Genomic DNA, 22,809 nt, shown 5'->3' with positions numbered 1-22,809 from the left:
GGTAATCCCCGGCAAAACGGGCGTTCAGCCGGCCGGATGAGTCGGCGTGTGCGCGAGATCGCGCTGCAGCGTCTGCAGGAATTTGTCGAGCAGCGCGATATCGAAGGGCTTCGACAGCACGCGCACATCGACGTGACGCGCGCGCTCCAGTTCTTCCGCATAGCCGGTGACGAGAATCACCGGCAGCTTCGTCTCGAAAGCCTGCACGCGCTCGGCGAGATCGATGCCGTTCAGCGTGCCGGGCATATGGATGTCGGAGATCACGAGATCGAAGGGCAAGGGCTCGCCCGTTTCCTTTTGCCTTGCGTGCGCGGCGTCGAAGCGTTCCATCGCTGCGTCGGCGTTGAACACGCAGGTGACTTCATGGCCCATCATCTGCAGCAACGCTTCCGTGCCCGCCGCGACTTCGTCGTTGTCTTCGACGAGCAGAATGCGCAGGCCCTGCGGCGCGCCCCTCTCTTCGGCGATGGGCTCGGCAGGCCGCTCGACTTCGGGCGCCTGCGTCGCGCGCGGCAAGTAGAGCCGCACCGACGTACCCGCGCCGATCGCGCTATCGATCGCCGCCAGCCCGCCCGAGCGCTCGCAGAACGCGAACACCTGAGGCAGGCCGAGACCCGTGCCCATGCCTTTCGGCTTGGTCGTGAAAAGCGGCTCGAACGCGCGCGACAGGATTTCCGGCGGCATCCCGACGCCCGTATCTTCCAGCGACAACTGCACGAACGCGCCCGTGATCGGAAAGCCGTCTTCGTGACGGAAGGTCACGTTGTTCGCGCGCACCGTGAAGCGGCCGCCGTTCGGCATCGCATCGCGGGCGTTGACGGCGACGTTGATCAGCGCGAGTTCGAGTTCGGCGACGTCGACCTGCATCGGCCACACGCCCGTGCCGACGTCCATCACCAGCGCGACCTTCGCGCCGAGCGACGCGCGCAGCAGATCGCGGCAACCCGGCAACCAGCGTTCGACGTCGAGCGTCTCGTTGCGCAAGGGCTGCTTGCGCGCCACGCCGAGCAATTGCCGCGTAAGCGACTGGCCGCTCTTGAGCGCACGCTCGACGGCCGACAGCTCGCGATCGAACGCCGCCGCGCCGCGCCGTCGAACGATCTGCACATTGGCCGAGACGATCATCAGCAGGTTGTTGAAGTCGTGCGCGACGCTGCCGACCAGATTGCCTAGCGCTTCCATCTTGCGCGACTGCCGGTACGCGGATTCGATCGAGCGACGCATCGATGCTTCCGCCTGCCAGCGTTCCCACGCCTCCTCTTCCGCGCCGAGCCGCCGGAGCGACAGCCAGATCACGCACCACAGCACGATGGACGGCACGAACGTCGACAGGATGAGCACGCTCAGATGGCGATACCACGCAGCCCAGATCGCGGAGGTCCGATAGCCGACTGTCACGTAGACGGGGTACGAGCCGACGCGGCGAAACGCAACGATCAGCTTCTCGCCGTCGACGGGCGAGCGCACCCGTACGACGCCCGCGCGCCGGCCTTCGGCGAGCGCGTCGGTGTAGGCGTTGTGACGGATCGGCTCTTCCGCCTTCGACGGCATGCCGACCGGATAGCGTGCGAGCACGGCGGCGTCCGAGCGCGTCAGCGCCATCGTCATCGGCGAGTCGCTGCCGCCCAGCAACTCGCGGTAGAACGCGGCAAAGTAGCTGGGCCGCAGCGCCACCGACACCACGCCCGCGAACCCGCCGTCGTCGCCGCGCCGCGCGACGCCCGTGTTGAACACGATCTCGCCCGCGACATGCCCCACCATCACCTTCGACACATGTTCGAGCACCTGGCCGTCGCGAATGCCGACAAAATCTTCGCGATGATCGATCGACACGGGCGGCGCCGGATAGAAACGGCTGCTCGCGAGCAGCGTGCCGTCATGCCCGAAGATCGAGACGGCCGCGACCTGCGGGTACCCGCCGCCCATCGTCTGCAACTTCTCGTGGATCGCCGCTTCGCGTTCGCGGATGCCGTCGTCGTCGAGTCCCTGCACCAGATCGACGACCCGCGCGTCGAGCGCTTCGTTCATGTCGAACACTTTCAACGCGTGCTCTTCGGCGACGCGCACGGTGCGCAGCGTGAGATCGGTGGCGTCGGCCTCGCGCGTACGCAGGTCGCTGAACGCCATTGCCGCGACGAACACGCAGGGCACCACGACGGCCGCCACCAGCAGCGCGATCAGCGTCATGCGGCGAACGGCAAAGTTCTGCTCGGGTACGGCGGGAAACAGCGCTTCGTCGGGCCGCGTGCCGGTGGCACGTTCGACCGGGGCACTCGCGTCGGCGGAATCGGGCCGGTCAGCTTTCATGGCGCAAGCCGCGCGCGCGGCGGGTGAAATACGTGGGTGTTCTCATCATAGGTTTAGTGGACCATCCGCTCGCGCCCAATGCAACAAAGCGGACGCAGCGGCCGCGCCTTGGAAGGCTGGACGCTTTCGTCATACGAGTTCGCGAATCAGCGACGAATCCGGAAGCGCAAACGTACACAAAAGTATAAAGATCATCTTTTATCTGACGAATGCTTACGTTTCGACTCGAATCTGACTCAAACGAGTTAAATTCGTTCGACGAATGCATTCTGGCGAGTTGCCTTTCCGCCAATTTGATTCGAAAATTGCGCCCAGATAAATAATCAGCCCGCCATGATCGGGCGAATTTCGCGCGAGGGACCGGGCATTGCATGACATGCAAGACCGGACAGACCCTCGCGTAGACCAGCGGGGCACCACGGAGCCATGAACGCCGTCTTGCCGCCGCAGCACTATCTACGGGGTAGGCTTCGAAAATGCCGGTCATTGCCGTTGTCCATTGCGTGCACGCTGCAGCGGTTGCACGCCGCGCGCGCAGCACCAGCCGTTGGGTGCGCCTGTCGCCGCGCCGTATGGGGTCCGCATCGCTCGTGCCGGCCGCTTCGGGTTCCCGCTTCGTCGCTGGCGGAGAGGCTGCGTCGCGCAACTGCGCGAGCCGCCGCTCAAGTTCGCTCGCGCAGCGCCGTTAACACGAAAGAACCCACTCCGTTTCCAGCCCGCCGCCATGTCTTTGCCCATTGTGATCGCCGATGATTCGCTGCTTGCCCGCAAGGTGCTCACGAAAGCATTGCCGCAGGACTGGGACGTCGACATTACCTACGCGTCCAACGGACGTGAAGCGCTCGAGCATTATCGCAAGGGGCGCGCATCGGTGATGTTTCTCGACCTGACGATGCCCGACATGACGGGCTATCAGGTTCTGGAGGCCCTGCAGCACGAGGACCTGAATACCTTCGTGATCGTCGTGTCCGCCGATGTCCAGCCGATGGCAAGGGAACGCGTGCGCACGCTTGGCGCGGTCGCTTTCATCGCCAAGCCCGTGACGACCGAGGCGGTGCTTCCCATCCTCAAGGAGTACGGGTTGTATGTCTGAGCCAGTCCTCAACGAAGGTCAGCGCGACGCGCTGCAAGAGGTCGCCAACCTGGCGATGGGCCAGGCCGCAACGCGCCTCGCCCTGCTCCTGGATGCGTTCATCGAACTGTCCGTGCCGCGCGTGCGCGTGGTCGCCGTGCGCGAGGCCGCGTCGGCGCTGCGCGAGATGACGGGCATCAACGAGCCCGTGAGCGCCGTGCGACAAGGCTTCCGCTCGGACATCAAGGGCGAGGCGCTGGTGATCTGCCGCAGTGGCAGCATCGAACAGTTGTGCTCGCTGGTGAGCGACCCGTATGCGAAGTCCGCGTATGAAGCGACCACCCAGGAAGAACTCGTGTTCGACGTTGCGAATATCCTGACGGGCGCGTGCGTGTCGTGCATTCTCGACCAGCTCGGGCGCATGCCCGTGTTCTCGCAGCCGGGCCTGCTCGGCTCGGCGATGTCGCTCGACGACGTGTTCCAGCCGAACGTGCTCGCCTGGGAGGTCGCACTGCTGGTCGAAGTGAATTTTGCGTTAGAGGATCAGAGTTTCCGCGCCCACCTCGTGATGCTGATGGCGGAAGACTCGATCCGTCATCTCAGTTCCGCGCTGGACGCGCTGCTTTCCAGCATATGAATGCCCCGCTTCCCACGCTGAGCGATCTGGTTGTCGAACGGGTCGGCTTCGGCATTTTCGTGCTCGACCGGCAGATGAACGTGCTGATGTGGAATCGCTTCATGCACGATCACAGCGGCCTGTCGGCGGAACAGGTGGTCGGCAAGTCGATTTTCGCGAGCTTTCCTGAACTGCCACGCGTGTGGTTCACGCGCAAGCTCGAAAGCGTGTTCCAGCTTGGCAGCTTCGCGTTCAGTTCGTGGGAGCAGCGTCCCTATCTGTTCAAATTCGATCACGACCGGCCGATCACGGGCGGCGTCGATTTCATGCAGCAGGACTGCACGTTCATGCCGATCATGCGCGATCGCGAGGTCGAGGCCGTGTGCGTGACGGTCTCCGACGTCACGCACGTGAGCATCATGCAGCGCGAGCGCGAAGAGGCCGTGGCGAAACTGCAGGAATATGCGGACCGCGATGGGCTGACGGGCATCGCGAACCGGCGTTACTTCGAAGCGCGCCTGCGCGACGAGTACACGCGCTGGCAGCGTTATGGCGGCGAGCTGTCGATCCTGCTGTTCGATCTGGATCACTTCAAGAAGATCAACGACCAGTTCGGCCACGTGGTCGGCGATACCGTGCTGCGCGAGATGGCGCAGCGCGTGTCGCACGTGGTGCGCGCGCAGGATACGTTCGGGCGCTTCGGCGGCGAGGAGTTTGCGCTGTTGCTGCCGTGCACGCCGCTGGAAGACGCGATGCTGGTCGCGGAGAAAATCCGCAATACGATCGGCGACAGGGCCGTTGACGTGCAAGGCGTCGATGTGCCCGTGACCGCGAGTGTCGGCGGCGCATCCGCGCGGGTGGGCGTGCCGGCCTACGAGGCGCTCATCAACGAGGCGGACGCGGCGCTGTACAGCGCGAAGCGGCAGGGACGCAACCGGTCGGTTGCGTTCATCTGAAGGCGTTTCCGGGGTTTTTGCCGGGGAGCGGTGCTTGGCCCGCTGCGGCCAGGCGATTTATCGGGCGGTCATCCACGATCGAATCACGCGCCACTGCCCATCGCGGCGGACGAAGTCGTCCTTGAAGGCGAACACGGCTTGCTGGCCGTCCGGCGCCATGAATTGAGTCTCGCCAATCGCGACGGCGCGGTCGCCATCTACACGAACCTCGAGGTCCCGAAGCGTCTGCCGGGAGCCCGCCGGCGCGGGCGGTGTGCTGAGAACGTCGCGCTTCGAGCGGGCCGCACCCGACGGCGTAACGCCGCGATACGAGTCGTCGAGCAGTGCGTCGAGCGTGTCCAGGTCGTGATGCATGCTCGCCTGGATCCATATTTTTTCCATCTGGCGGATCACGGTTTCGTCGACGCGGGAGTCGCAGGCGTGGTCCGATAATCCAAAAGTCGCGAGCAAAGGAGCAGCACACAGCACATACAGTTTCATTTACTCTTCCTTGAATAAAAATAAATTAATAATCGCGTCGATTGATTTTTGACGATATTTTCGGGGTAATAGAAAATCGCGATTTGGTAGTGAATTGATAATTTTTGTGATTTATGTGGATTTGGCTGAGGCGTGCTGGATCGGCTTCTCGCGGCCGTCCGGTGCCGTGCCGTGCGTCGTCGTGAGATAAAAGATAATCTGAACTTATATCGAGGTATCTCAGATAACTCTTAATTTGAGATAGCGTGTCCGATATTTTCAGAAAATCGACGGACACCCAATCTGTGTTTTTTTGTTTGCCAAGCGATTGGACGTGGTCCACACGACAGGCCGCGACGCCCTGCGTTCTTCCTTCGGTAAATGGCAATGGCGCGCCGCCCCGGCTTCCGCCGTTCCTGCGTCCGCTATGAAAGGTTGGTATACTTTTCGCCGTTTTCCGGTCTTTCGGCCGGCGTTTCGCGCGTGTCCGCGCGCGCGGGCGGCTTGCCCTGCGGGTAGGCATGACTTCTTGATCGCCCTTTCGGGGGTGTCTCAGCGGAGATCGTCTTGGCCGTTTCCAATCTCGTCGTGGACGACACACAAACTGACGCAGCTGCCGCCAGTTCAGGCAGCTCGTTTTATCTCGCGATGCGCATCTTGCCGCCTGCGCAGCGCGATGCGATGTACCAGGTCTACGCTTTCTGCCGCGCCGTCGACGATATCGCCGACAGCGACCTGCCGCGCGCCGAGCGCGACGCGGGTCTCGAGCGCTGGCGGGCGGACATCGACGCGTGCTACGCCGGCTCGCCGCGCGCGTCGCTGCTCGAGCTGACCCGGCACATCCACACGTTTCATCTGCAGCGCGAAGACTTCCACGCGATGATCGACGGCATGGCGATGGACGCCGCCGCCGACATCTGCGCGCCCGACGAAGCCACGCTCGACCTGTACTGCGACCGTGTCGCGAGCGCAGCCGGCCGGCTATCGGTGAGGATATTCGGGATGGAGGAGCAGCCGGGCATCGACCTGTCGCACCATCTGGGCCGCGCGCTGCAACTGACGAACATCCTGCGCGACATCGACGAAGACGCGGAAATCAACCGCTGCTATTTGCCGTACGAGCTGCTGGCGCGCGAAGGCATCGCGGCGACGAATCCGCTCACGATCGCCGACGATCCTTCGCTGCCGCGCGTCTGCGCGACGCTGGCGGAGCGCGCGAAGCAGCACTTCGCCGCCGCCGATGCGATCATGGACGCGCAGCCGCGCGCGCAGGTCAAGGCGCCGCGCATCATGTCGGGCGTCTACCGCTTGCTGCTCGAGCGCACGCTGGAACGCGGCTTCGACATTCCGCGCACGAAAGTCAGCAAGCCGAAGCTGCGCATGCTGGCGATCGTGGCGCGCTTCGCGTTCTTTTGATGCGAAAGCTGGTTCACGTGATCGGTGCTGGGCTGGCCGGTCTTGCCGCCGCCGTGCAGCTGCAACGGCGCGGCGCGCAAGTGGTGCTGTACGAGGCGGCTGAACAGGCGGGCGGCCGCTGCCGCACGTGCTACGACCGCACGCTGGCCGCAACTGTGGACAGCGGCAACCATCTGGTGCTGTCCGGCCAGCAGGCCACGTTGAACTACGTGCGCGCGATTGGTTCCGCCGATGAACTCGTCGGGCCGACGCAGCCCGAATACCCGTTCGTCGATCTGGCAACGAACCAGCGCTGGACCGTGCGCATGTCGCCGGGACGGTTTCCGGGGTGGATTTTCGAAGCCGGCGCGCGCGTGCCGGACACGCGATGGACGGACTACCTGTCCGTCGTGCCGCTGCTGCTGGCGAAGCCCGGCCGCACGGTCGCGCAGTCGATGCGCAGCAACGGCCCGCTGTGGGACCGCATGCTGCGTCCGCTGCTGCTGGCCTTGACGAACATCGAGCCGCGTCAGGCGACGGCCGAACTGGTGAGCGCGGTGTTGCGCGACATGCTCGCGGCGGGCGGCCCTTCGAGCCGGCCGCTCATCGCGCGCAACGGCCTGGGTTCCGCGTTCGTCGAACCCGCGTTGCGGCTGTTGCAGCATGGCGGCGCGGCGATCCGGCTCGGGGCGCGCATCGACGCGCTGGAGTTTGCCGATAGCCCGGACAGCCGCGTTGCCGCGCTGCGTCTGGACGGCGGGGAGCGCGTCGAAATCGGCGCGAGCGAAGCCGTCGTGCTGGCCGTGACGCCCGATGTCGCGCAGGCGTTGGTGCCCGGCACGCAGGCGCCGCGCCGCTTTTCGGCCATCGTGACGGCGAATTTCGCGGTCGAGCCGCCGCTGGGCCATCCGCCGCTGATGGGGCTGGTCAATGCGAGCGCGAGCTGGCTGGTGGCGTCGGACGGACGCCTGTCGGTGACGGTCTACGACGCGGCGAACCGTACCGCGAACCTCGCCGACATGCCGCGCGACGAACTCGCGCGCAAGCTGTGGGCCGACGTCGCGCAAGTGACGGGTTTGTCGGCCGATCTGCCGCTGAAGTGGCAACTGAACGTCGAGCCGCGCGCGACCTTCGCCGCGCAACCCGACGACGAGATGCGCCGCCCGGCCACGCGCACTCGCTGGAACAACCTGATGCTCGCGGGCGACTGGACGGCAACCGGTCTGCCGCCGGGCATCGAAGGCGCGATTCGCTCCGGCCAGAAGGCCGCCGATACGCTACTGAACGAACCGATGGAACGCCGATGAATGATTTATCCATGACCCAGACGCTGGGCGACGCACTGCCTCAAACGCTGATCGACGACCACGCTCCCGTGGCCGCCGCGCTGGCGGCAGGCGCCACGCCCGTCGATGCGCTCGACGCCGCCGTCACGCGCGCGACGGACGCCATCCTCGCGGCGCAAAAGGACGACGGCCACTGGGTCTACGAACTCGAAGCCGACGCGACGATTCCCGCCGAATACGTGCTGCTCGTCCACTACCTGGGCGAAACGCCCAACGTCGAGCTCGAACAGAAGATTGCGCGCTACCTGCGCCGCATCCAGCTGGCCGACGGCGGCTGGCCGCTCTTCACCGACGGCGCGATGGACGTCAGCGCGAGCGTGAAAGCCTACTTCGCGCTGAAAATGATCGGCGATCCCGTCGACGCCGAGCACATGGTCCGCGCACGCGAGTGCATTCTGGCGCACGGTGGCGCGGAAGCGGCGAACGTGTTCACGCGCATCCTGCTCGCGCTGTTCGGCGTCGTCACGTGGTACGCGGTGCCGATGATGCCCGTCGAAATCATGCTGCTGCCCAAGTGGTTCCCGTTCCACCTGTCGAAGGTGTCGTACTGGGCGCGCACGGTGATCGTCCCGCTGCTGGTGCTGAACGCGAAGCGGCCGGTCGCGCGCAATCCGCGTGGCGTGCGCATCGACGAACTGTTCCGTGGCGCGCCCGTCACGACGGGCCTGCTGCCGCGCTCGGGCCACCAGAGCAAGAGCTGGTTCGCGTTCTTCCGCGCCGTCGACGGCGTGCTGCGCGTGACGGACGGCCTGTTCCCGAAGCGTTCGCGTGAGCGCGCGATCAAGGCAGCCGTCGATTTCGTCGATGAACGCCTGAACGGCGAAGACGGCCTCGGCGCGATTTTCCCGGCGATGGCGAACTCCGTGATGATGTACGACGTGCTCGGTTACCCCGCCGATCACCCGAAGCGCGCGATCGCCCGCCAATCGATCGACAAGCTGCTCGTCATCGGCGAAGAAGAAGCGTATTGCCAGCCGTGCCTGTCGCCTGTGTGGGACACGTCGCTCGCGGCGCATGCGCTGCTCGAAACCGGCGACACGCGCGCCGAGGAAGCCGCCGAGCGCGGTCTCGCGTGGCTGCGTCCGCTGCAGATTCTCGATGTGCGCGGCGACTGGATTTCGCGCCGTCCCGACGTGCGTCCGGGCGGCTGGGCGTTCCAGTACAACAACGCGCATTACCCCGACGTCGACGATACGGCCGTGGTCGCGCTGGCGATGCATCGTTCGGCGGCGCTGACGCAATCGGATGTCGACGCGAACGCGATTGCCCGCGCCCGCGAATGGGTGGTCGGCATGCAGAGCAGCGACGGCGGGTGGGGCGCGTTCGAGCCGGAGAACACGCAGTACTACCTGAACAACATTCCGTTCTCCGATCACGGCGCCTTGCTCGATCCGCCGACCGCCGACGTGTCCGGCCGTTGCCTGTCGATGCTCGCGCAACTCGGCGAAATGCCAGCGACCAGCGAGCCCGCGCGCCGCGCCTACGACTATCTGCTGAAAGAGCAGGAAGACGACGGCAGCTGGTACGGCCGCTGGGGCATGAACTACATCTACGGCACGTGGACGGCGCTGTGCGCGCTGAACGCCGCGGGCATCTCGCATGACGACGCGCGCATCAAGCGCGCCGCGCAGTGGCTCGTATCGATTCAGAACGCGGACGGCGGCTGGGGCGAAGACGGCACCAGCTACAAGCTCGACTATCGCGGCTACGAGAAGGCCGAAAGCATTCCGTCGCAAACGGCGTGGGCGCTACTCGGCCTGATGGCCGTCGGCTATGTCGATCATCCCGCCGTCGCGCGCGGTATCGAATATCTGCAGGGCGAGCAGCGAGATCACGGCCTGTGGGACGAAACGCGCTTCTCGGCAACAGGCTTCCCGCGCGTGTTCTATCTGCGCTATCACGGGTATCGCAAGTTCTTCCCGCTGTGGGCGCTCGCGCGCTACCGCAACCTGACGCGCGCGGATCAGAAGCGCGTCGCCTTCGGCTTGTGATGGCGGCCCGGCCTGGTCTGATGAACGCCATGCCCGTCATCGCCGTGACGGGCATGGCGTTCGAAGCGCGCATCGCGCGCGGCAAGGGCGTCGAAGCGGTGTACGCGGCGCGCGCCGATCTGCTCGAGCGCGCGCTGAACCAGGCGATCGCGCGCGGTTGCGCGGGCATCATCAGCTTCGGTACGGCAGGCGGACTGGCGCCCGATCTCGCGCCCGGCACCTTGATCGTCGCGAGCAGCGTGCACAGCCCGCTCGGCGTCGTCGAAACCGATCTGCGCTGGGCGGGACGCATCGCCACCGCGCTCGGCGCGGCGCCGCTGGCGTCGAAGCTGCGGCGCGGGCCGATCGCGGGCGTGACGGCGCCGCTTGTCGGCGCTGCCGACAAGGCGGCGCTGCATGCATCGACGGGTGCGCTTGCCGTCGATATGGAATCTCACCTTGCAGGCGCGATCGCCGAGGCGAACGGCCTGCCGTTCGTCGTCTGCCGGGCGATCGTCGATCCCGCCTGGCGCACGCTGCCGTCCGCGGCGACGGCCGGTCTGCGCGACGACGGCACAACGGCCATCGGCCCCATCCTGCGCGAACTGGCGCGTCAGCCGTCCCAACTCGGCGGTCTGCTGCAAGTGGCCGCCGACGCCCGCGCTGCGCGGGCTTCCCTTGTCGCCGCCCGTCAGGTGCTGGAGCGCTCGGGTGCGCTCCTCTCCATTTGAGCTGGGCGCGCCGGTTACTTAGAAAGCGAAATAGTGTGTTGGTCTTGAAGACCTAGGGAAAACCCTTATCTCTGATATAGTGCTAGGTGTTAACCCTAGGTCGCGCCGCTGAGCGCGACCGCGCTATTTCTAAAGAGGGACCGAAATGAATTTCCACACACGCAAATGGGTCAAGCCCGAAGACCTGAATCCCAACGGCACGCTGTTCGGCGGCAGCCTGCTGCGCTGGATCGATGAAGAAGCCGCCATCTACGCAATCTGTCAGCTCGACAACCAGCGCGTCGTGACCAAGTTCATGTCGGAGATCAACTTCGTCAGCTCGGCGCGTCAGGGCGACATCATCGAACTGGGGATGACGGCGACGCACTTCGGCACGACGTCGATCACGCTGCGCGCGGAAGTGCGCAACAAGATCACGCGCAAAAGCATTCTGACCGTCGAAAAGATGGTGTTCGTGAATCTCGACGCGAACGGCGATCCGGCGCCGCACGGCCGCACGAAGATCCGCTATTCGGATGAAGCGTTCGAGCGATACAGCGAAAGCCTGCGCGCCATGCAGCAGCAGCCGGTTGTGCTGGCTGCGGAAAGCGCTGAAGACGTGGATCAGGAAGCGGACGCGGCGCATTGACGCTTTCGGACGGCGGCATCGGCTGCCCTGAAAAGCGCCCGGAAAGACAAAGCCCCGGCTGGTCGAATGACCAGCCGGGGCTTCTGTTTTCTGTACCGGTGCGGACGGCTTACTGCGAAGCGGGAGCGGGCGTTCCCGTGGCAGGCGCGGGCGACGGCGCGGCGCCTTCGCCCGGATCTTCGTACTTCGGCACGCTGTCGTCGTTGGTCGGCGCGGGCTTCGCGCCGCCCGCGCCCGACGCCCCTTCCGCCGGAGCCGCTTGTCCCGGATCCGAGTAGTTCGGCAAGCCGAGCGGCGCCGCGCCCGGCACGGTGGTCGGCGCCGTGCCCGATGCACCTGAAGGCGCCTGCGCGCCCGATTCGTCGTCGTCACCGTAATCGGGCAACGCCGATGCCGGCGCATTCGCGCCGCGCAGCATCGATTTGCGCTGCTGCGTATAGGCGTCGCGAACGAACGAGTATTTGTCGAGGGCCGCCTGTTCCAGCAGTGTCGTCGCGCCGAGCAGATCCGACCGCACGCTGACGAACTGTACGAAGAACAGCGGATACTTGTACTCCCAGCCCATGTACGTGATCGGATTGGCGCGGAAGTCGACCAGATAGCCGAGGCCGTCGCGGAACGAGCTCGGGCCGAACAGCGGCAACACCAGATACGGGCCCGACGGCACGCCCCAGCGGCCGAGCGTCAGGCCGAAATCCTCCTTGTGCTTCGGCAGGCCGGCGGGCGTCGCGAAGTCGATCAGGCCGCCAAGACCGAACGTCGAGTTCATCGCGAAACGCATCAGGCTTTCGGTTGCGTCCTTGATGTGCAACTGAAGCAGGCTGTTCGCAAAGTTGTCGAGATCACCGAGGTTCGAGAAGAAGTTGCTGATGGCCTGACGCAGCGGCTGCGGCGTGACCTTCTGATAACCCTTCGCAATCGGCACGGCGACCGTGCGATCGAGCGCGTCGTTGAAGTTGAAAATCGCGCGGTTCATCGGTTCGAGCGGATCCCCGGGCTTCCGGTCGGGTCCCGTTGCACACCCCGTTGCAAGACTCGCGGCGGCCAGTGCCAGCGCGGCTGTACGCATCTTCATGCGGCGTTCCTTATTGTTTCTTCGATGCGCGTCGAACGCGCGGTTTGCCCATCAATACCGGTTGAAATACCACAGCGCCAATCAGCGTGCAGAGGAGGGACAGCGCCAGCAGACGCCCCATGCTCGACGTGCCCGGGTGATGCGACAGCCACAGGCTGCCGAACGCCGTAGCGGTGGTCGCCGCGCTGAACAGCACGGCGTGGGTGAGACTGGATTGCAGCAGGCCCGTTTGCCCTCTGCGCCAGGCCATCACGAAGTAAATCTTGAACGCGACGCCCACGCCGAGCATCAGCGGCAACGCGATGATATTCGCGAAATTAAGCGGCATGTTGAACACGACGCACAACTCCAGCGTGACGACGGCCGACACCAGCAGCGGCACGAGCGTGCGCAGCACGTCGCCGAACCGGCGCAGCGTGAGCCAGAGCAGGGCGCTGATTGACAGGATGGCCCACGCGCCCGCCTGTACGAACGACTTGATGATCACATTCGCCGAATGGAGGATCGAGATCGGGCCGCCGATCGCGCCCGGCTCCGCCGTTTTCACGGCCCTGGCGAAATTGCGCAGCATCACGTCGTCGCCGGGATCGGTGCCGGGCGGCACTTTCGGCGAAATCTCGACGAGCGCCTGGCCTGTCTTCGATACCCAGCTGTCGGCGATGTCCTTCGGCACGTTGTCGCGGGTGATTTCCGACGGTTGCAGCAGGGTGGCCAGCTGCTTCAGCGAAATCTTCAGCGGGACCGACATCGCGCGCTCGGCGCGATCGCGCGTCGAGACATCCGCGCTCGCGAGCTTGGCCAGCGTTTCGGACAGATGTTTGGCTTCCGCGGCACCCGGGCCGGGGTGATCGTCGGCGGCGAGTGAGAGTTGCGCCGACGTGCGCTTGAGCGCGGCGACGCGCACGGCGTCGGTGGCGGGCGGCGCGGGCGTCTGCGTCAGCGCGGGCAGCAGTTGTTGCGCCGCGGCGGCAACCAGCGCGAGCTTTTGCGGCTGGTCGGCAGGAATGAACGTGGTGAGGGTCGTCGTGCGGCCCACTTCGGGCAGTTTCGACAGACGCGCGGCGATCTTATCCGCATCCGCCAGCGACGGCGCCAGTGCCCGCACGTTGTTCACGGCCGCCTCGGGCGCGTCGTTCAGCGAGATCAGCGTCGCCATCGACTCCGTGTTCGGGTCCTTCAGGTGCAGCGGATTGAAGTCGAAGCGCAGATGCAGCAGCAACGGCGACGCGCCGATGATCAGCACGGCCGTCGCGATCAGCACGGGGGTGCGGTTGCGGTCGAGGAAGTCGTCGACGGGCGCGAGGAACGTGAAGCCTGGCGATTCGGCCTCGCCCGGCGGGTTGAAGACCTTGATGAGCGCGGGCAGCAGCGTCATGTTGGTCAGATACGCGACGAACATGCCGACGCCCGCGATCTTGCCCAGCTCCGAGACGCCGCGATACGCGGTCGGCAGGAACGAGAAGAAGCTCTCGGCGACGGCCACGGCGGCGAGCGTCAACGGCACGCCGATGCTGTATGCCGTGTGGATCAGCGCGGCGGCGAGCCGGTCGTCGCGGTTGCGCTCTTCGCGGTACTTCACGCCGAACTGCACGCCGAAGTCGACGCCAAGCCCGACGAACAGCACCATGAACGCGACGGAAATCATGTTCAGCGCATCGACCATCATCAGGCCGAGCGCCGCCGTGATGACGAGGCCAACGAAAAGCGTGATGAACACGGCGACGATCAGGCGGCCCGAGCGCAGCGCGAGCCACAGGATGCCGAGCACGACGAAGAACGTGACGATGCCGTTGATCTCCGCGCCGTCCTGCACCGAGGCGAATTCGTCGTCCGCGAGCGGCTGTTCGCCCGTCAGGCGGATGCGCGCGCCGTATTGCGAGTCGAGATCGAGCGAGTCCGCCGTCTTGCGAACCTCTTCCGAGGCCCGCGCGCCCGCCTGCAGCGCCGCATAGTCCAGCTTCGGCTGCACGACGATGAACGCGCGCGCGGGCACCTTGGCGGCATCCTTGTCGACGAGCGCGCGCCACGAGAACACAGCGGGCTCGTTGGCCAGCACGTGATCGATCACGGTCGCGCTGCGCGACAGCAGGTTGCTCATGTCGCCGAGCTTCACCTGGCCGATCTGCAGCGGCAGCAGCAGGCTCGTGGTCAGCGTGCCGGCGAGGCCCGTCAGACTCGGATCATGCGCGAGCGAGTTGATGAGCGGGCGCGCCTTGACCAGTTGCGAGGTGGTGGATTGCACGTCGGCGAGCGACGGGAACAGCAAGCCTTCCTTTTCGAAGAACGGGCCGCTGCCCGGCTGCATGACGGAACTGAATTCCTTCGTGTTCTTTTGCAGCTCGGTGGCCAGCGTGTTCGCGGCGGCATCCGCGTACTCGGGCGCACCGGCCTCGACGACGACCAGCAAGGTCTGTCCGCGATCGGGGAAGGCCTTGTCGATTTGCTGTTCGAGCGCCGTCCATTTCGCATCGTTCTCGACGAGGCGGCTGATGTCGGTATTGATCTTGAAGTGATGAACGACGTAAATGGTGCTCAGCACGGCGAGCACGAGCGACAGCCCGATGACCTGCAGCGGGCGGCGCACCGACCAGACAACGAGGCGAACGATAGATGACTTCAGCATGTACGCGAGCGGGGCCTTGTCACGATTGGCGTTATTGGTAAAGGGCACAAGTATACCGACGCTGCCGCCGCCGGGTCGCCTTAGTGAACCCTGTGCAGCCCTTCAAAGTCTTAAGTCGGTATACTGGCCCGTAATCGTGCCGGATGCGGCCTGTCCGGCGCGGGTTCATTCTCAACTGTCCCGATGAGCGTATGAAACGTTATCTCTCTGCTTTTCTGGCAGCCGCCGTGGTGTCCACCGCGGCTTTCGCACAAACCGCGCCTGATGCGATCGTGAAGAGCGCAGTCGAAGGCACCGTCAATGCGATGAAGGCCGACCCGCAGGCTCGCGGCGGCGACATGAAAAAGATCACGCAAGTGGTCGAGTCGCACTTCGTGCCCGCCACCAACTTCCAGCGCACGACGCGCATCGCCGTCGGTAAAGCCTGGGCCACGGCCACGCCGGAGCAACAAAAACAACTGTATGAGCAATTCACGAAGCTGCTCGTCGGCACCTATGCGGCATCGCTGTCGCAACTGCGCGATCAGGACGTGAAGTTCAAATTCGCGCCGTCGAGCGCGGCGGCGGACGCGAAAGATACTGTCGTTCAGTCACACGTGCTGAGCAACGGCGGCGACGACGCCATCGACTATCGCCTGGAAAAAACGGCGAACGGCTGGAAGATTTACGACATCAACATGATGGGCGCATGGCTGATCCAGGTGTATCAGACGCAGTTCCAGGATCAGCTGAACAAGGGCGGCGTGGACGGTTTGATCAAGTTCCTCACCGAGCACAACGCGCGTAGCGCGGGCTGACCCATAGCGCTGCCCGGGTCTGGCAGCGTTCAGCAGCGGCACCAAACAAAAGAGCGCAACGGTTAAACCGTTGCGCTCTTTTTCATGCGGCTTGGATGCGTATTAATTCAACGCAGCGGCCGACGTCTGCACCTTCTTGCCCGTGCCCTTGACCTTGATCTCTTCGAGCTTGATCTCGACGTGGCGCGAGAACACGTATTCTGCCGGGCGCTGCTTGTCGAGCGGGATGTCCTTGGCGAACGCACCCGTTGTCCGCGCACCCTTCAGGCTGACCTTCAGCGCCTTCAGCGGATGCGCGACCGTGTCCATCACGGCCGTCGCTTCGAAGCCGCAGTGGACCATGCAGTCCGCGCATTTCTCATACTTGCCGGTGCCGTACTTGTCCCAGTCGGTGGTTTCCATCAGTTCCTTGAAGGTCTTCACGTAACCTTCGCCGACCAGATAGCACGGCTTCTGCCAGCCGAACACGGTGCGCGCCGGGTTGCCCCAAGGCGTGCATTCGTAGCTCTGATTGCCGGCCAGGAAGTCGAGAAACAGGCTCGACTGGCTGAACGACCACTTCTTGCCGTTGTTGCCGCGCTTGAAGATTTCGCGGAACAGGTTCTTGGTCTTGTCGCGGTTCAGGAAGTGCTGCTGGTCCGGGGCACGCTCATACGCGTAGCCGGGCGACACCGTGATGCCGTCCACACCAATCTCGCCGACCGTGTCGAAGAACTTCGCCACGCGCTCGGGCACGGCATCGTTGAACAGCGTGCAGTTGATGTTCACGCGGAAGCCGCGGCGCTTGGCTTCCTTGATGGCCGCGACGGCCTTGTCGTACACGCCTTCCTGCGAGACCGAGTGATCGTGCGCTTCGCGGTCGCCGTCGAGGTGCACCGACCAGACGAAGTACGGGTTCGGCTCGTAATCGTCCATCTTCTTTTCCATCAGCAGCGCGTTCGTGCACAGGTACACGAACTTCTTGCGCGCCATGATGCCCTTGACGATCTGCGGCATTTCCTTGTGCAGCAGCGGCTCGCCGCCCGCGATCGACACCACGGGCGCGCCGCACTCGTCGACGGCTTCGAGGCATTCCGCCAGCGACAGACGCTGGTTCAGGATGGGATCCGGATAGTCGATCTTGCCGCAGCCGTTGCAGGCCAGGTTACAGCGGAACAGCGGCTCGAGCATCAGCGCGAGCGGGTACCGTTTGTTGCCCTTGAGGTGGTTGCGCATGATGTAAGCGCCAACCCGGACTTTTTGTAGCATCGGAATAGACAAACTGTCCTCCTTAAACTTCGCGTGCAGCGAGTTGTTGCGTCAGCTTCGACGGCAACTTGAATTCAACTTTTTCTTCACGTCCCGCCATCGTCGTAACGTCGACGGGGCCCAGTGCGCGTAGCGCATCGATTACGTTCTCGACCATTTCTTCCGGTGCCGACGCGCCGGCCGTGATGCCGACCGTCTTCACGTTGGCGAACCACTCCGGCTTCACTTCGGAACCGTCGGCGACCAGAAAGCTCGGCACGCCCGTTTCGCTGCCGATCTCGCGCAGGCGATTCGAGTTCGAGCTGTTCGTTGCGCCCACCACCAGCAGCACCTCGACCTGCGTGCTGAGTTCGCGCACGGCCGCCTGGCGGTTTTGCGTCGCGTAGCAGATGTCGCGCGTATCCGGACCGACGATGTCGGGGAAGCGGCGCTTCAGCGCATCGATGATGCCGCGCGTGTCGTCCACCGACAGCGTGGTCTGCGTGACATAGGCGAGCGGCGTGTCGATGGGCAGTTCCAGCTTCGCGACTTCGGCTTCGCTTTGCACGAGCAGCACCTTGCCCGGAATCTGGCCGATCGTGCCTTCGACTTCCGGATGGCCCGCGTGCCCGATCAGGATCAGCGTGCGGCCCCCGCCCACGTACTGACGACCTTGCACATGAACCTTCGTCACCAGCGGGCAGGTGGCATCGAGCACGTCGAGACCGCGCTGCTCCGCGTCGCGTTCGACGCTTTGCGAAACACCGTGGGCACTGAAAATAGCAACTGCGCCCTGCGGCACCTCGTCGAGTTCCTCGACGAAGCGCGCGCCTTTACGGCGAAGGTTATCGACCACGTGCCTGTTGTGGACGATTTCATGACGCACGTAAACAGGTGCGCCATGTTGCTGCAAAGCGCGATCGACAATTTCGATCGCCCTCACGACTCCCGCACAAAAGCCGCGGGGTTGGGCAAGGATGACTCGCATATGCGGCGAACTCCGACTGACGCGGGATTCCGGGCAGGTCGGTAAAAACGACCTGTTCGCCGCGTCTGTATATTAGTTGATGTCTTAAATCCGACGGAAGTCGATACTCGAGACCAAACGCGCATTCTAACGCTATCGCTGTCTGTTTGCTTTTCAGGCGTCCCGCACTGTGGCGTTTGCGCGCCGCCTGGCGTGGCAAAAATGACTCGCTGCGCCTGTTGACAGGAACCCTTAAACTATCGGCCTTTTGCTGCGCCGACGCATCGCCTGCGGTTCCCGGCCTGCAGCAATTGAATTTTCTGCGGCGTCTTTCGTCGGCGGCGCATTCTTGAACGTATCGAAAACGCGGTCTATCACATAGTCGATGGCCGGCTGGTGCTCGATTTCCACGATTGGCGCAGCGTCGCAGGTAGTGCTGGCGCGCCGCGTCCGTCGCCGCGCCCTGGAGACGCAAAGCGCGCGGCTTTCATAGAGGGCAATGCATGATTGCGGCGGTTCTGTTTCTGTTGGCGTGTGTGTCGCTGTTGATCTGGTGTGTGCTGCTGTTCGCGCGCGGCGGCTTCTGGCGCGCGCAGCCCGCCGCGCCGCTTGCGCCCGAGTCGCGCGACGCATGGCCGGGCGTCGCCGCCGTCGTCCCGGCGCGCAATGAAGCGGACGTGATCGCGCGGGCTGTCACGTCGCTGCTCAAGCAGGACTATCCGGGCGAATTTCACGTGATCGTCGTCGACGACCACAGCACCGACGGCACCGCCGACGCCGCCCGCGCTGCCGCGCTCGCGCTGCAGTGTCCGGACCGGCTGACCGTGATTACCGCGAAGCCGCTGCCCACGGGCTGGTCGGGCAAGGTCTGGGCGCAATCGCAGGGCATCGAGGCGGCGCGCTCGCTCGGCTACACGCCGGAATACCTGCTGCTCACCGACGCCGACATCGGTCATCCGTCCGACGCGCTGACGCAACTCGTGATGCGCGCCGACGCCGAAAAGCGCGACCTCGTTTCGCTGATGGTCCGCCTGCGCTGCGACTCGTTCTGGGAAAAGGCGCTGATTCCCGCTTTCGTGTTCTTCTTCGCGAAGCTGTATCCGTTCGCGTGGGTCAACAACCCGCGCAACCGTACGGCGGGCGCGGCGGGCGGCTGCATGCTGGTGCGCCGCACGGCGCTCGAAGAAGCGGGCGGCATCGAATCGATCCGCGCCGAACTGATCGACGATTGCAGCCTCGCCGCCCGGATCAAGCATCGCGGCGAAGGGCGTCATCCGATCCGCCTCGACGTGGCGGCGCGCAGCGTCTCGCTGCGCCCGTACGACAGCTGGCGCGAAATCTGGAACATGATCGCGCGCACCGCGTTCACGCAATTGCGCTACTCGGCCTGGCTGCTGGCGGGCACGCTGCTCGGCATGACGATCATCTACCTCGCGCCGCCCGTCGTCGCCATCGTGCTCGGGGCGAAAGGCTGGCCCGCGTGGCTCGCGTGGGCCGCGATGTGCTGCGCCTATGCGCCGATGCTGCGCTACTACCAGCGTTCGCCACTGTGGGCGCCGTTCCTGCCGCTGATCGCGCTGTTTTATGTCAGCGCGACGTTCGGTTCGGCCGTGCGCTACTGGCGCGGCAAGGGCGGGCAATGGAAGGCGCGCGTGCAGGCGCCGGCCGGGACGAATCAATGAAGCGGCTCGTCTGTCTGGTCGTCGTCGCGCTAGGTTTGATGCAAGGCGCTTTGGCCGACGATCAGACCCGCCAGGACCGCACCTCAGACTATCTGCGCCAGAAGTTCGGCCTCGCGAAAGAGAAGGCCGAGCAGATTTCGAACGCCGTGCGCGCCGCCTCGGAGAAGTACGCGCTGCCGCCTGCGCTCATTCTCGCGATCATCTCGATCGAATCGCGCTTCAAGGAAAAGGCCAAGGGCGGCAACGGCGCGACGGGTCTCATGCAGGTCGTGCCCGGCGCGCACAAGCGCATGCTGAAAGACGTGAAGGATCTGACCGATCCCGAGACCAACATCGAAGTCGGCTCCGCGATTCTGTACGGCTACATGAAATCGGCGGGCGGCGATCTGAATGCCGCGTTGAAGAGCTACGGCGGATCGCAGGCGTATGCGGAGAAGGTCAACGGCCGCGTGAAGACGTTCGCGGAAGTCGTGGAGGCGGATGCCGGTACGGGATCGGGCGCGGATCAACCGCTGCCGTCGCGCGACGGCGGATGCGACGCGCGCTACACGTCGCTTTGCATCGGGCCAGTGGTCTACATGAGCCCCATCCCCGAAGCGGCGAGCAGCCCGAGCGTCACGCAGCGCGCAACCAGTCTGCTCAATTCGTTGCTGCCGCTGTCGCACTGAACGGCGGGCGTCGCGGCGTGCATGGCACGCTGCCGACGGCCCGCGCCGTCGCGCATCACTTCTGCGTCAGCATCATGTACATCTGGATGACCGTTTCCGGCGAGAACTGGAACGGCACCCAGCCGTGTCCCGTATGGCGCATCACGAGCAGACGGTCGCCGTTGGATTGCTTCTGCACCGCCATGACCGGGTCTTTGGTCGACACGAAACGCCAGCCGGGAGGCAGGTTCGGCGGAACTTCGGGCTGCATCGACGCGCGCGCGTTCGACAGTTCCTCGATCAGCTGACCCAGTTGCAGCGGATGCAGCGTGACCGACTTGCCGCCGATCGTCATCGTGATTTCGTTCTGGCTCGGGCGCTCGATATGCAGCGTCGGCTTTTCGGCCGCGGCTTCCTGCGTTTGCGGCTCCGCCGGCGCTTCTTCGACTGCCGTTTCGACGGCGGCCGGCGCGGCGATGACCGCCTGTTCGCCGTTCACATGTCGATCGGTCGCGGCATCGGCATCGGCCTCGCGCGAAGCCGTGACAACCCGGATGAGCTGATCGACGCCCATTTCGAGTGCGCCAATCTGTTCCTTAAGATTCATGCGTAGTTCTCTGGTAAGACCCGCGATTTTACCTTCTGCACGCAGGCGGTAGCCTTCGCGTCGGCATGGCGAGTTGTAACAAAGCGTGTGCGGGTCACGCACGAGGCGCGAACCAATGCGCTCGCCGCTTTACCCAGACGTCACGCTTTCAGATAGCCCGCCTCGCGGAACCAGTCGAGCGCGTCGCGCAGGCCTTCGCGGTACGGCCGCGCGCTGTAGCCAAGCTCGCGCTCCGCTTTCGCTGACGTGAAGTACATCTTGTTCTTCGACATCTTCAGCCCGTCGACGGTGACGAACGGCTCGCGCTTCGTGAACTTCGCGACGGCCTCCGCGCCCATCGCGAGCGGATACAGCGGCCAGCGCGGCAGCGCAATGGTCGGCGCCTTGCGTCCGACGATCCCGGCAATATCCGCGAGCATCTGCTGCAGCGGCAGATTTTCGCCGCCGAGAATGTAGCGCTCGCCGATCTTGCCGCGTTCGAGCGCGAGGAAGTGACCCATCGCGACGTCGTCGACGTGCACCAGGTTCAGCCCCGTATCGACGAACGCGGGAATCTTGCCAAGCGCCGCTTCGACGATGATGCGGCCCGTCGGCGTGGGCTTCACGTCGCGCGGGCCGATTGGCGTCGACGGATTGACGATCACGGCGGGCAGGCCGTCGTTCGCGATCATCCGTTCGACGGCGCGCTCGGCGAGCACCTTGCTGCGCTTGTACACGCCGATCGCCTGCTGCGGCGTCATCGGCGAGGTTTCGTCGACCGACGCACCCGAGCCCGTCACCTTCAGCGTCGCGACGCTGCTCGTGTACACGATGCGCTCGACGCCTTCCTTCAGCGCGGCGCGCATCGTCGCTTCCGTGCCTTCCAGATTCGAGCGCTCGATCTCCAGCGGGTCCGGCGCCCACAACCGGTAATCGGCCGCGACGTGCAGCAGATAACGCACGCCGCGCAGCGCGGCGCGCATCGACGCCTCGTCGCGCATGTCGCCGACCGCGATCTCCGCATCGAGCGATTCGACGTTGCGGCGCGGACTGGTCGGACGCACGAGCACCCGCACCGCAAAGCCCTTTTGCTGCGCGATGCGCGCGACGGCCGAGCCGACGAATCCGGATGCGCCGGTGACGAGTACGAGATCGCGAGTCTGATCGGTCATTGCTTGCCGTGTTCCTGATTGCTGCCTGACGGGCGCATGGTTGAAGGTTTGCAGAGGTCGGATTGTACGTGCTGCCGATCGCGCGCGCCGTGCTCGCGGCTGTCGCTGGTTAAGACTCGCGCGAGCAAAGCGCGCGCGGCGCGACTAGAATGCCCGCGTAAACGGATTAAAAGCGGCACGAACGGCATAAAGGAGGAAAAGCATGTCCGGCACGGATCTCGATTCGCGGATCGAAACGTATTACGTGCGGGTGCGCGGCATGGTGCAGGGCGTTGGCTTTCGTCACGCGACGGTGCGCCAGGCGCATGCGCTCGGTATCCGGGGATGGGTGGCGAATCTGGAAGACGGTTCGGTCGAAGCGATGTTGCAAGGTCCGGCGAACCAGCTCGACCGGATGCTGTCGTGGCTGCGTCACGGGCCGCCGATGGCGCGCGTGACGGAAGTGACGCACGAAGAGCGCGCCAACGACAAACGTTTCGAGCGCTTCGAGCAGCATTGACACGAGCGGCTCGAAAAAAAGCGCGTGAGCTTCGACGCCCGCGCGCTTCTCGCT

Annotated in this window: 21 protein-coding genes; 12 read left to right on the top strand and 9 right to left on the bottom strand. The window is 64.8% G+C overall.

The genetic code is table 11. The annotated features are described in order from the left end of the window. Positions 1–24 precede the first annotated feature (24 nt). On the bottom strand, positions 25–2,307 hold the full coding sequence (locus tag PPGU16_RS24710) for a hybrid sensor histidine kinase/response regulator (protein ID WP_180723033.1): 2,283 nt from the start codon (positions 2,305–2,307) through the stop codon (positions 25–27). Positions 2,308–3,031: 724 nt separating this feature from the next. Between PPGU16_RS24710 and PPGU16_RS24705 the strand changes: the two genes are divergently transcribed. Genes PPGU16_RS24705 through PPGU16_RS24695 form a run of 3 tightly spaced genes read left to right on the top strand, consistent with a single transcriptional unit; the run spans position 3,032 to position 4,951 of the window. Next, positions 3,032–3,400: a response regulator gene (locus tag PPGU16_RS24705; RefSeq protein ID WP_180723032.1), complete on the top strand. Its 369-nt coding sequence runs from the start codon at positions 3,032–3,034 to the stop codon at positions 3,398–3,400. Continuing rightward, positions 3,393–4,016: a chemotaxis protein CheC gene (locus PPGU16_RS24700; protein WP_180723031.1), complete on the top strand. Its 624-nt coding sequence runs from the start codon at positions 3,393–3,395 to the stop codon at positions 4,014–4,016. The genes PPGU16_RS24705 and PPGU16_RS24700 overlap by 8 nt, the downstream gene beginning before the upstream one ends. Further along, positions 4,013–4,951 (top strand): GGDEF domain-containing protein, encoded by a 939-nt coding sequence (locus tag PPGU16_RS24695; RefSeq protein ID WP_180723030.1) that lies wholly within the window; start codon positions 4,013–4,015, stop codon positions 4,949–4,951. Before PPGU16_RS24700 ends, PPGU16_RS24695 begins: the two co-directional genes overlap by 4 nt. Positions 4,952–5,008: 57 nt before the next feature. On the opposite strand, the gene PPGU16_RS24690 is transcribed toward PPGU16_RS24695, so the two are convergent. Then, positions 5,009–5,431 (bottom strand): nuclear transport factor 2 family protein, encoded by a 423-nt coding sequence (locus PPGU16_RS24690; RefSeq protein ID WP_180723029.1) that lies wholly within the window; start codon positions 5,429–5,431, stop codon positions 5,009–5,011. Between the two features lie 546 nt (positions 5,432–5,977). Between PPGU16_RS24690 and hpnD the strand changes: the two genes are divergently transcribed. From hpnD to PPGU16_RS24665, 5 genes are all read left to right on the top strand, one after another. Continuing rightward, positions 5,978–6,826, top strand: a complete 849-nt coding sequence (hpnD, locus tag PPGU16_RS24685) for a presqualene diphosphate synthase HpnD (RefSeq protein WP_180723028.1) — start codon at positions 5,978–5,980, stop codon at positions 6,824–6,826. Beyond that, on the top strand, positions 6,826–8,112 hold the full coding sequence (gene hpnE, locus PPGU16_RS24680) for a hydroxysqualene dehydroxylase HpnE (RefSeq protein WP_180723027.1): 1,287 nt from the start codon (positions 6,826–6,828) through the stop codon (positions 8,110–8,112). Before hpnD ends, hpnE begins: the two co-directional genes overlap by 1 nt. Beyond that, on the top strand, positions 8,109–10,142 hold the full coding sequence (shc, locus tag PPGU16_RS24675) for a squalene--hopene cyclase (protein ID WP_180723026.1): 2,034 nt from the start codon (positions 8,109–8,111) through the stop codon (positions 10,140–10,142). The genes hpnE and shc overlap by 4 nt, the downstream gene beginning before the upstream one ends. After that, complete coding sequence (locus PPGU16_RS24670; protein ID WP_180723025.1) at positions 10,142–10,852, top strand: phosphorylase; 711 nt, start codon at positions 10,142–10,144, stop codon at positions 10,850–10,852. Before shc ends, PPGU16_RS24670 begins: the two co-directional genes overlap by 1 nt. Before the next feature lie 145 nt (positions 10,853–10,997). Then, positions 10,998–11,480 (top strand): acyl-CoA thioesterase, encoded by a 483-nt coding sequence (locus tag PPGU16_RS24665; RefSeq protein ID WP_180723024.1) that lies wholly within the window; start codon positions 10,998–11,000, stop codon positions 11,478–11,480. A 109-nt stretch (positions 11,481–11,589) separates the two neighbouring features. Here PPGU16_RS24665 and PPGU16_RS24660 read toward each other — a convergent pair whose 3' ends face one another. After that, the gene (locus PPGU16_RS24660; RefSeq protein WP_180723023.1) at positions 11,590–12,555 is read right to left on the bottom strand and encodes an MlaA family lipoprotein; all 966 of its coding nucleotides are present in this window, start codon (positions 12,553–12,555) and stop codon (positions 11,590–11,592) included. A gap of 10 nt (positions 12,556–12,565) precedes the next feature. Then, the gene (hpnN, locus tag PPGU16_RS24655; protein ID WP_180723022.1) at positions 12,566–15,178 is read right to left on the bottom strand and encodes a hopanoid transporter HpnN; all 2,613 of its coding nucleotides are present in this window, start codon (positions 15,176–15,178) and stop codon (positions 12,566–12,568) included. 191 nt (positions 15,179–15,369) lie between these two features. Here hpnN and PPGU16_RS24650 point away from each other — a divergent pair, with 191 nt between their 5' ends. Next, complete coding sequence (locus PPGU16_RS24650) at positions 15,370–15,975, top strand: MlaC/ttg2D family ABC transporter substrate-binding protein (RefSeq protein ID WP_180723021.1); 606 nt, start codon at positions 15,370–15,372, stop codon at positions 15,973–15,975. Between the two features lie 102 nt (positions 15,976–16,077). On the opposite strand, the gene hpnH is transcribed toward PPGU16_RS24650, so the two are convergent. The 3 genes from hpnH to PPGU16_RS24635 all read right to left on the bottom strand — a co-directional run bounded on the left by hpnH (position 16,078) and on the right by PPGU16_RS24635 (position 18,580). After that, on the bottom strand, positions 16,078–17,235 hold the full coding sequence (gene hpnH / locus PPGU16_RS24645; RefSeq protein ID WP_180723020.1) for an adenosyl-hopene transferase HpnH: 1,158 nt from the start codon (positions 17,233–17,235) through the stop codon (positions 16,078–16,080). A 10-nt stretch (positions 17,236–17,245) separates the two neighbouring features. Then, on the bottom strand, positions 17,246–18,190 hold the full coding sequence (ispH, locus tag PPGU16_RS24640; protein ID WP_180723019.1) for a 4-hydroxy-3-methylbut-2-enyl diphosphate reductase: 945 nt from the start codon (positions 18,188–18,190) through the stop codon (positions 17,246–17,248). Between the two features lie 231 nt (positions 18,191–18,421). Next, the gene (locus tag PPGU16_RS24635; RefSeq protein WP_180723018.1) at positions 18,422–18,580 is read right to left on the bottom strand and encodes a hypothetical protein; all 159 of its coding nucleotides are present in this window, start codon (positions 18,578–18,580) and stop codon (positions 18,422–18,424) included. Between the two features lie 92 nt (positions 18,581–18,672). Between PPGU16_RS24635 and PPGU16_RS24630 the strand changes: the two genes are divergently transcribed. After that, positions 18,673–19,851 carry a glycosyltransferase gene (locus PPGU16_RS24630; protein WP_180723017.1) on the top strand — a complete coding sequence of 393 codons (1,179 nt, stop codon included), beginning with the start codon at positions 18,673–18,675 and terminating at the stop codon, positions 19,849–19,851. Further along, a complete protein-coding gene (locus PPGU16_RS24625) occupies positions 19,848–20,519 on the top strand; it encodes a lytic transglycosylase domain-containing protein (RefSeq protein ID WP_180723016.1) in 672 nt (223 codons plus the stop codon). The genes PPGU16_RS24630 and PPGU16_RS24625 overlap by 4 nt, the downstream gene beginning before the upstream one ends. Positions 20,520–20,574: 55 nt before the next feature. Here PPGU16_RS24625 and PPGU16_RS24620 read toward each other — a convergent pair whose 3' ends face one another. Beyond that, complete coding sequence (locus tag PPGU16_RS24620; protein WP_180723015.1) at positions 20,575–21,105, bottom strand: hypothetical protein; 531 nt, start codon at positions 21,103–21,105, stop codon at positions 20,575–20,577. Between the two features lie 140 nt (positions 21,106–21,245). Beyond that, complete coding sequence (hpnA, locus tag PPGU16_RS24615; protein ID WP_042304378.1) at positions 21,246–22,256, bottom strand: hopanoid-associated sugar epimerase; 1,011 nt, start codon at positions 22,254–22,256, stop codon at positions 21,246–21,248. Positions 22,257–22,458: 202 nt separating this feature from the next. Here hpnA and PPGU16_RS24610 point away from each other — a divergent pair, with 202 nt between their 5' ends. Further along, positions 22,459–22,755, top strand: coding sequence for an acylphosphatase (locus PPGU16_RS24610; RefSeq protein WP_180723014.1), 297 nt, complete (start codon positions 22,459–22,461; stop codon positions 22,753–22,755). Positions 22,756–22,809: the final 54 nt, after the last annotated feature.

The sequence above is a fragment of the Paraburkholderia largidicola genome (genome assembly GCF_013426895.1).
GTDB classification, from domain to species: domain Bacteria; phylum Pseudomonadota; class Gammaproteobacteria; order Burkholderiales; family Burkholderiaceae; genus Paraburkholderia; species Paraburkholderia largidicola.
This window is presented reverse-complemented; position numbering and strand designations above follow the sequence as displayed.

What these genes read in the sequence shown, in the direction of transcription:
- PPGU16_RS24670 (WP_180723025.1), top strand. Translation starts at nt 10,142, where the DNA reads ATGGCGGCCCGGCCTGGTCTGATGAACGCCATGCCCGTCATCGCCGTG.
- PPGU16_RS24625 (WP_180723016.1), top strand. Translation starts at nt 19,848, where the DNA reads ATGAAGCGGCTCGTCTGTCTGGTCGTCGTCGCGCTAGGTTTGATGCAA.
- hpnE (WP_180723027.1), top strand. Translation starts at nt 6,826, where the DNA reads ATGCGAAAGCTGGTTCACGTGATCGGTGCTGGGCTGGCCGGTCTTGCC.
- PPGU16_RS24610 (WP_180723014.1), top strand. Translation starts at nt 22,459, where the DNA reads ATGTCCGGCACGGATCTCGATTCGCGGATCGAAACGTATTACGTGCGG.
- shc (WP_180723026.1), top strand. Translation starts at nt 8,109, where the DNA reads ATGAATGATTTATCCATGACCCAGACGCTGGGCGACGCACTGCCTCAA.
- PPGU16_RS24700 (WP_180723031.1), top strand. Translation starts at nt 3,393, where the DNA reads ATGTCTGAGCCAGTCCTCAACGAAGGTCAGCGCGACGCGCTGCAAGAG.
- PPGU16_RS24620 (WP_180723015.1), bottom strand. Translation starts at nt 21,105, where the DNA reads ATGAATCTTAAGGAACAGATTGGCGCACTCGAAATGGGCGTCGATCAG.
- PPGU16_RS24660 (WP_180723023.1), bottom strand. Translation starts at nt 12,555, where the DNA reads ATGAAGATGCGTACAGCCGCGCTGGCACTGGCCGCCGCGAGTCTTGCA.
- PPGU16_RS24665 (WP_180723024.1), top strand. Translation starts at nt 10,998, where the DNA reads ATGAATTTCCACACACGCAAATGGGTCAAGCCCGAAGACCTGAATCCC.
- PPGU16_RS24710 (WP_180723033.1), bottom strand. Translation starts at nt 2,307, where the DNA reads ATGAAAGCTGACCGGCCCGATTCCGCCGACGCGAGTGCCCCGGTCGAA.
- PPGU16_RS24630 (WP_180723017.1), top strand. Translation starts at nt 18,673, where the DNA reads ATGATTGCGGCGGTTCTGTTTCTGTTGGCGTGTGTGTCGCTGTTGATC.
- hpnN (WP_180723022.1), bottom strand. Translation starts at nt 15,178, where the DNA reads ATGCTGAAGTCATCTATCGTTCGCCTCGTTGTCTGGTCGGTGCGCCGC.
- PPGU16_RS24695 (WP_180723030.1), top strand. Translation starts at nt 4,013, where the DNA reads ATGAATGCCCCGCTTCCCACGCTGAGCGATCTGGTTGTCGAACGGGTC.
- PPGU16_RS24650 (WP_180723021.1), top strand. Translation starts at nt 15,370, where the DNA reads ATGAAACGTTATCTCTCTGCTTTTCTGGCAGCCGCCGTGGTGTCCACC.
- PPGU16_RS24705 (WP_180723032.1), top strand. Translation starts at nt 3,032, where the DNA reads ATGTCTTTGCCCATTGTGATCGCCGATGATTCGCTGCTTGCCCGCAAG.
- hpnA (WP_042304378.1), bottom strand. Translation starts at nt 22,256, where the DNA reads ATGACCGATCAGACTCGCGATCTCGTACTCGTCACCGGCGCATCCGGA.
- PPGU16_RS24690 (WP_180723029.1), bottom strand. Translation starts at nt 5,431, where the DNA reads ATGAAACTGTATGTGCTGTGTGCTGCTCCTTTGCTCGCGACTTTTGGA.
- ispH (WP_180723019.1), bottom strand. Translation starts at nt 18,190, where the DNA reads ATGCGAGTCATCCTTGCCCAACCCCGCGGCTTTTGTGCGGGAGTCGTG.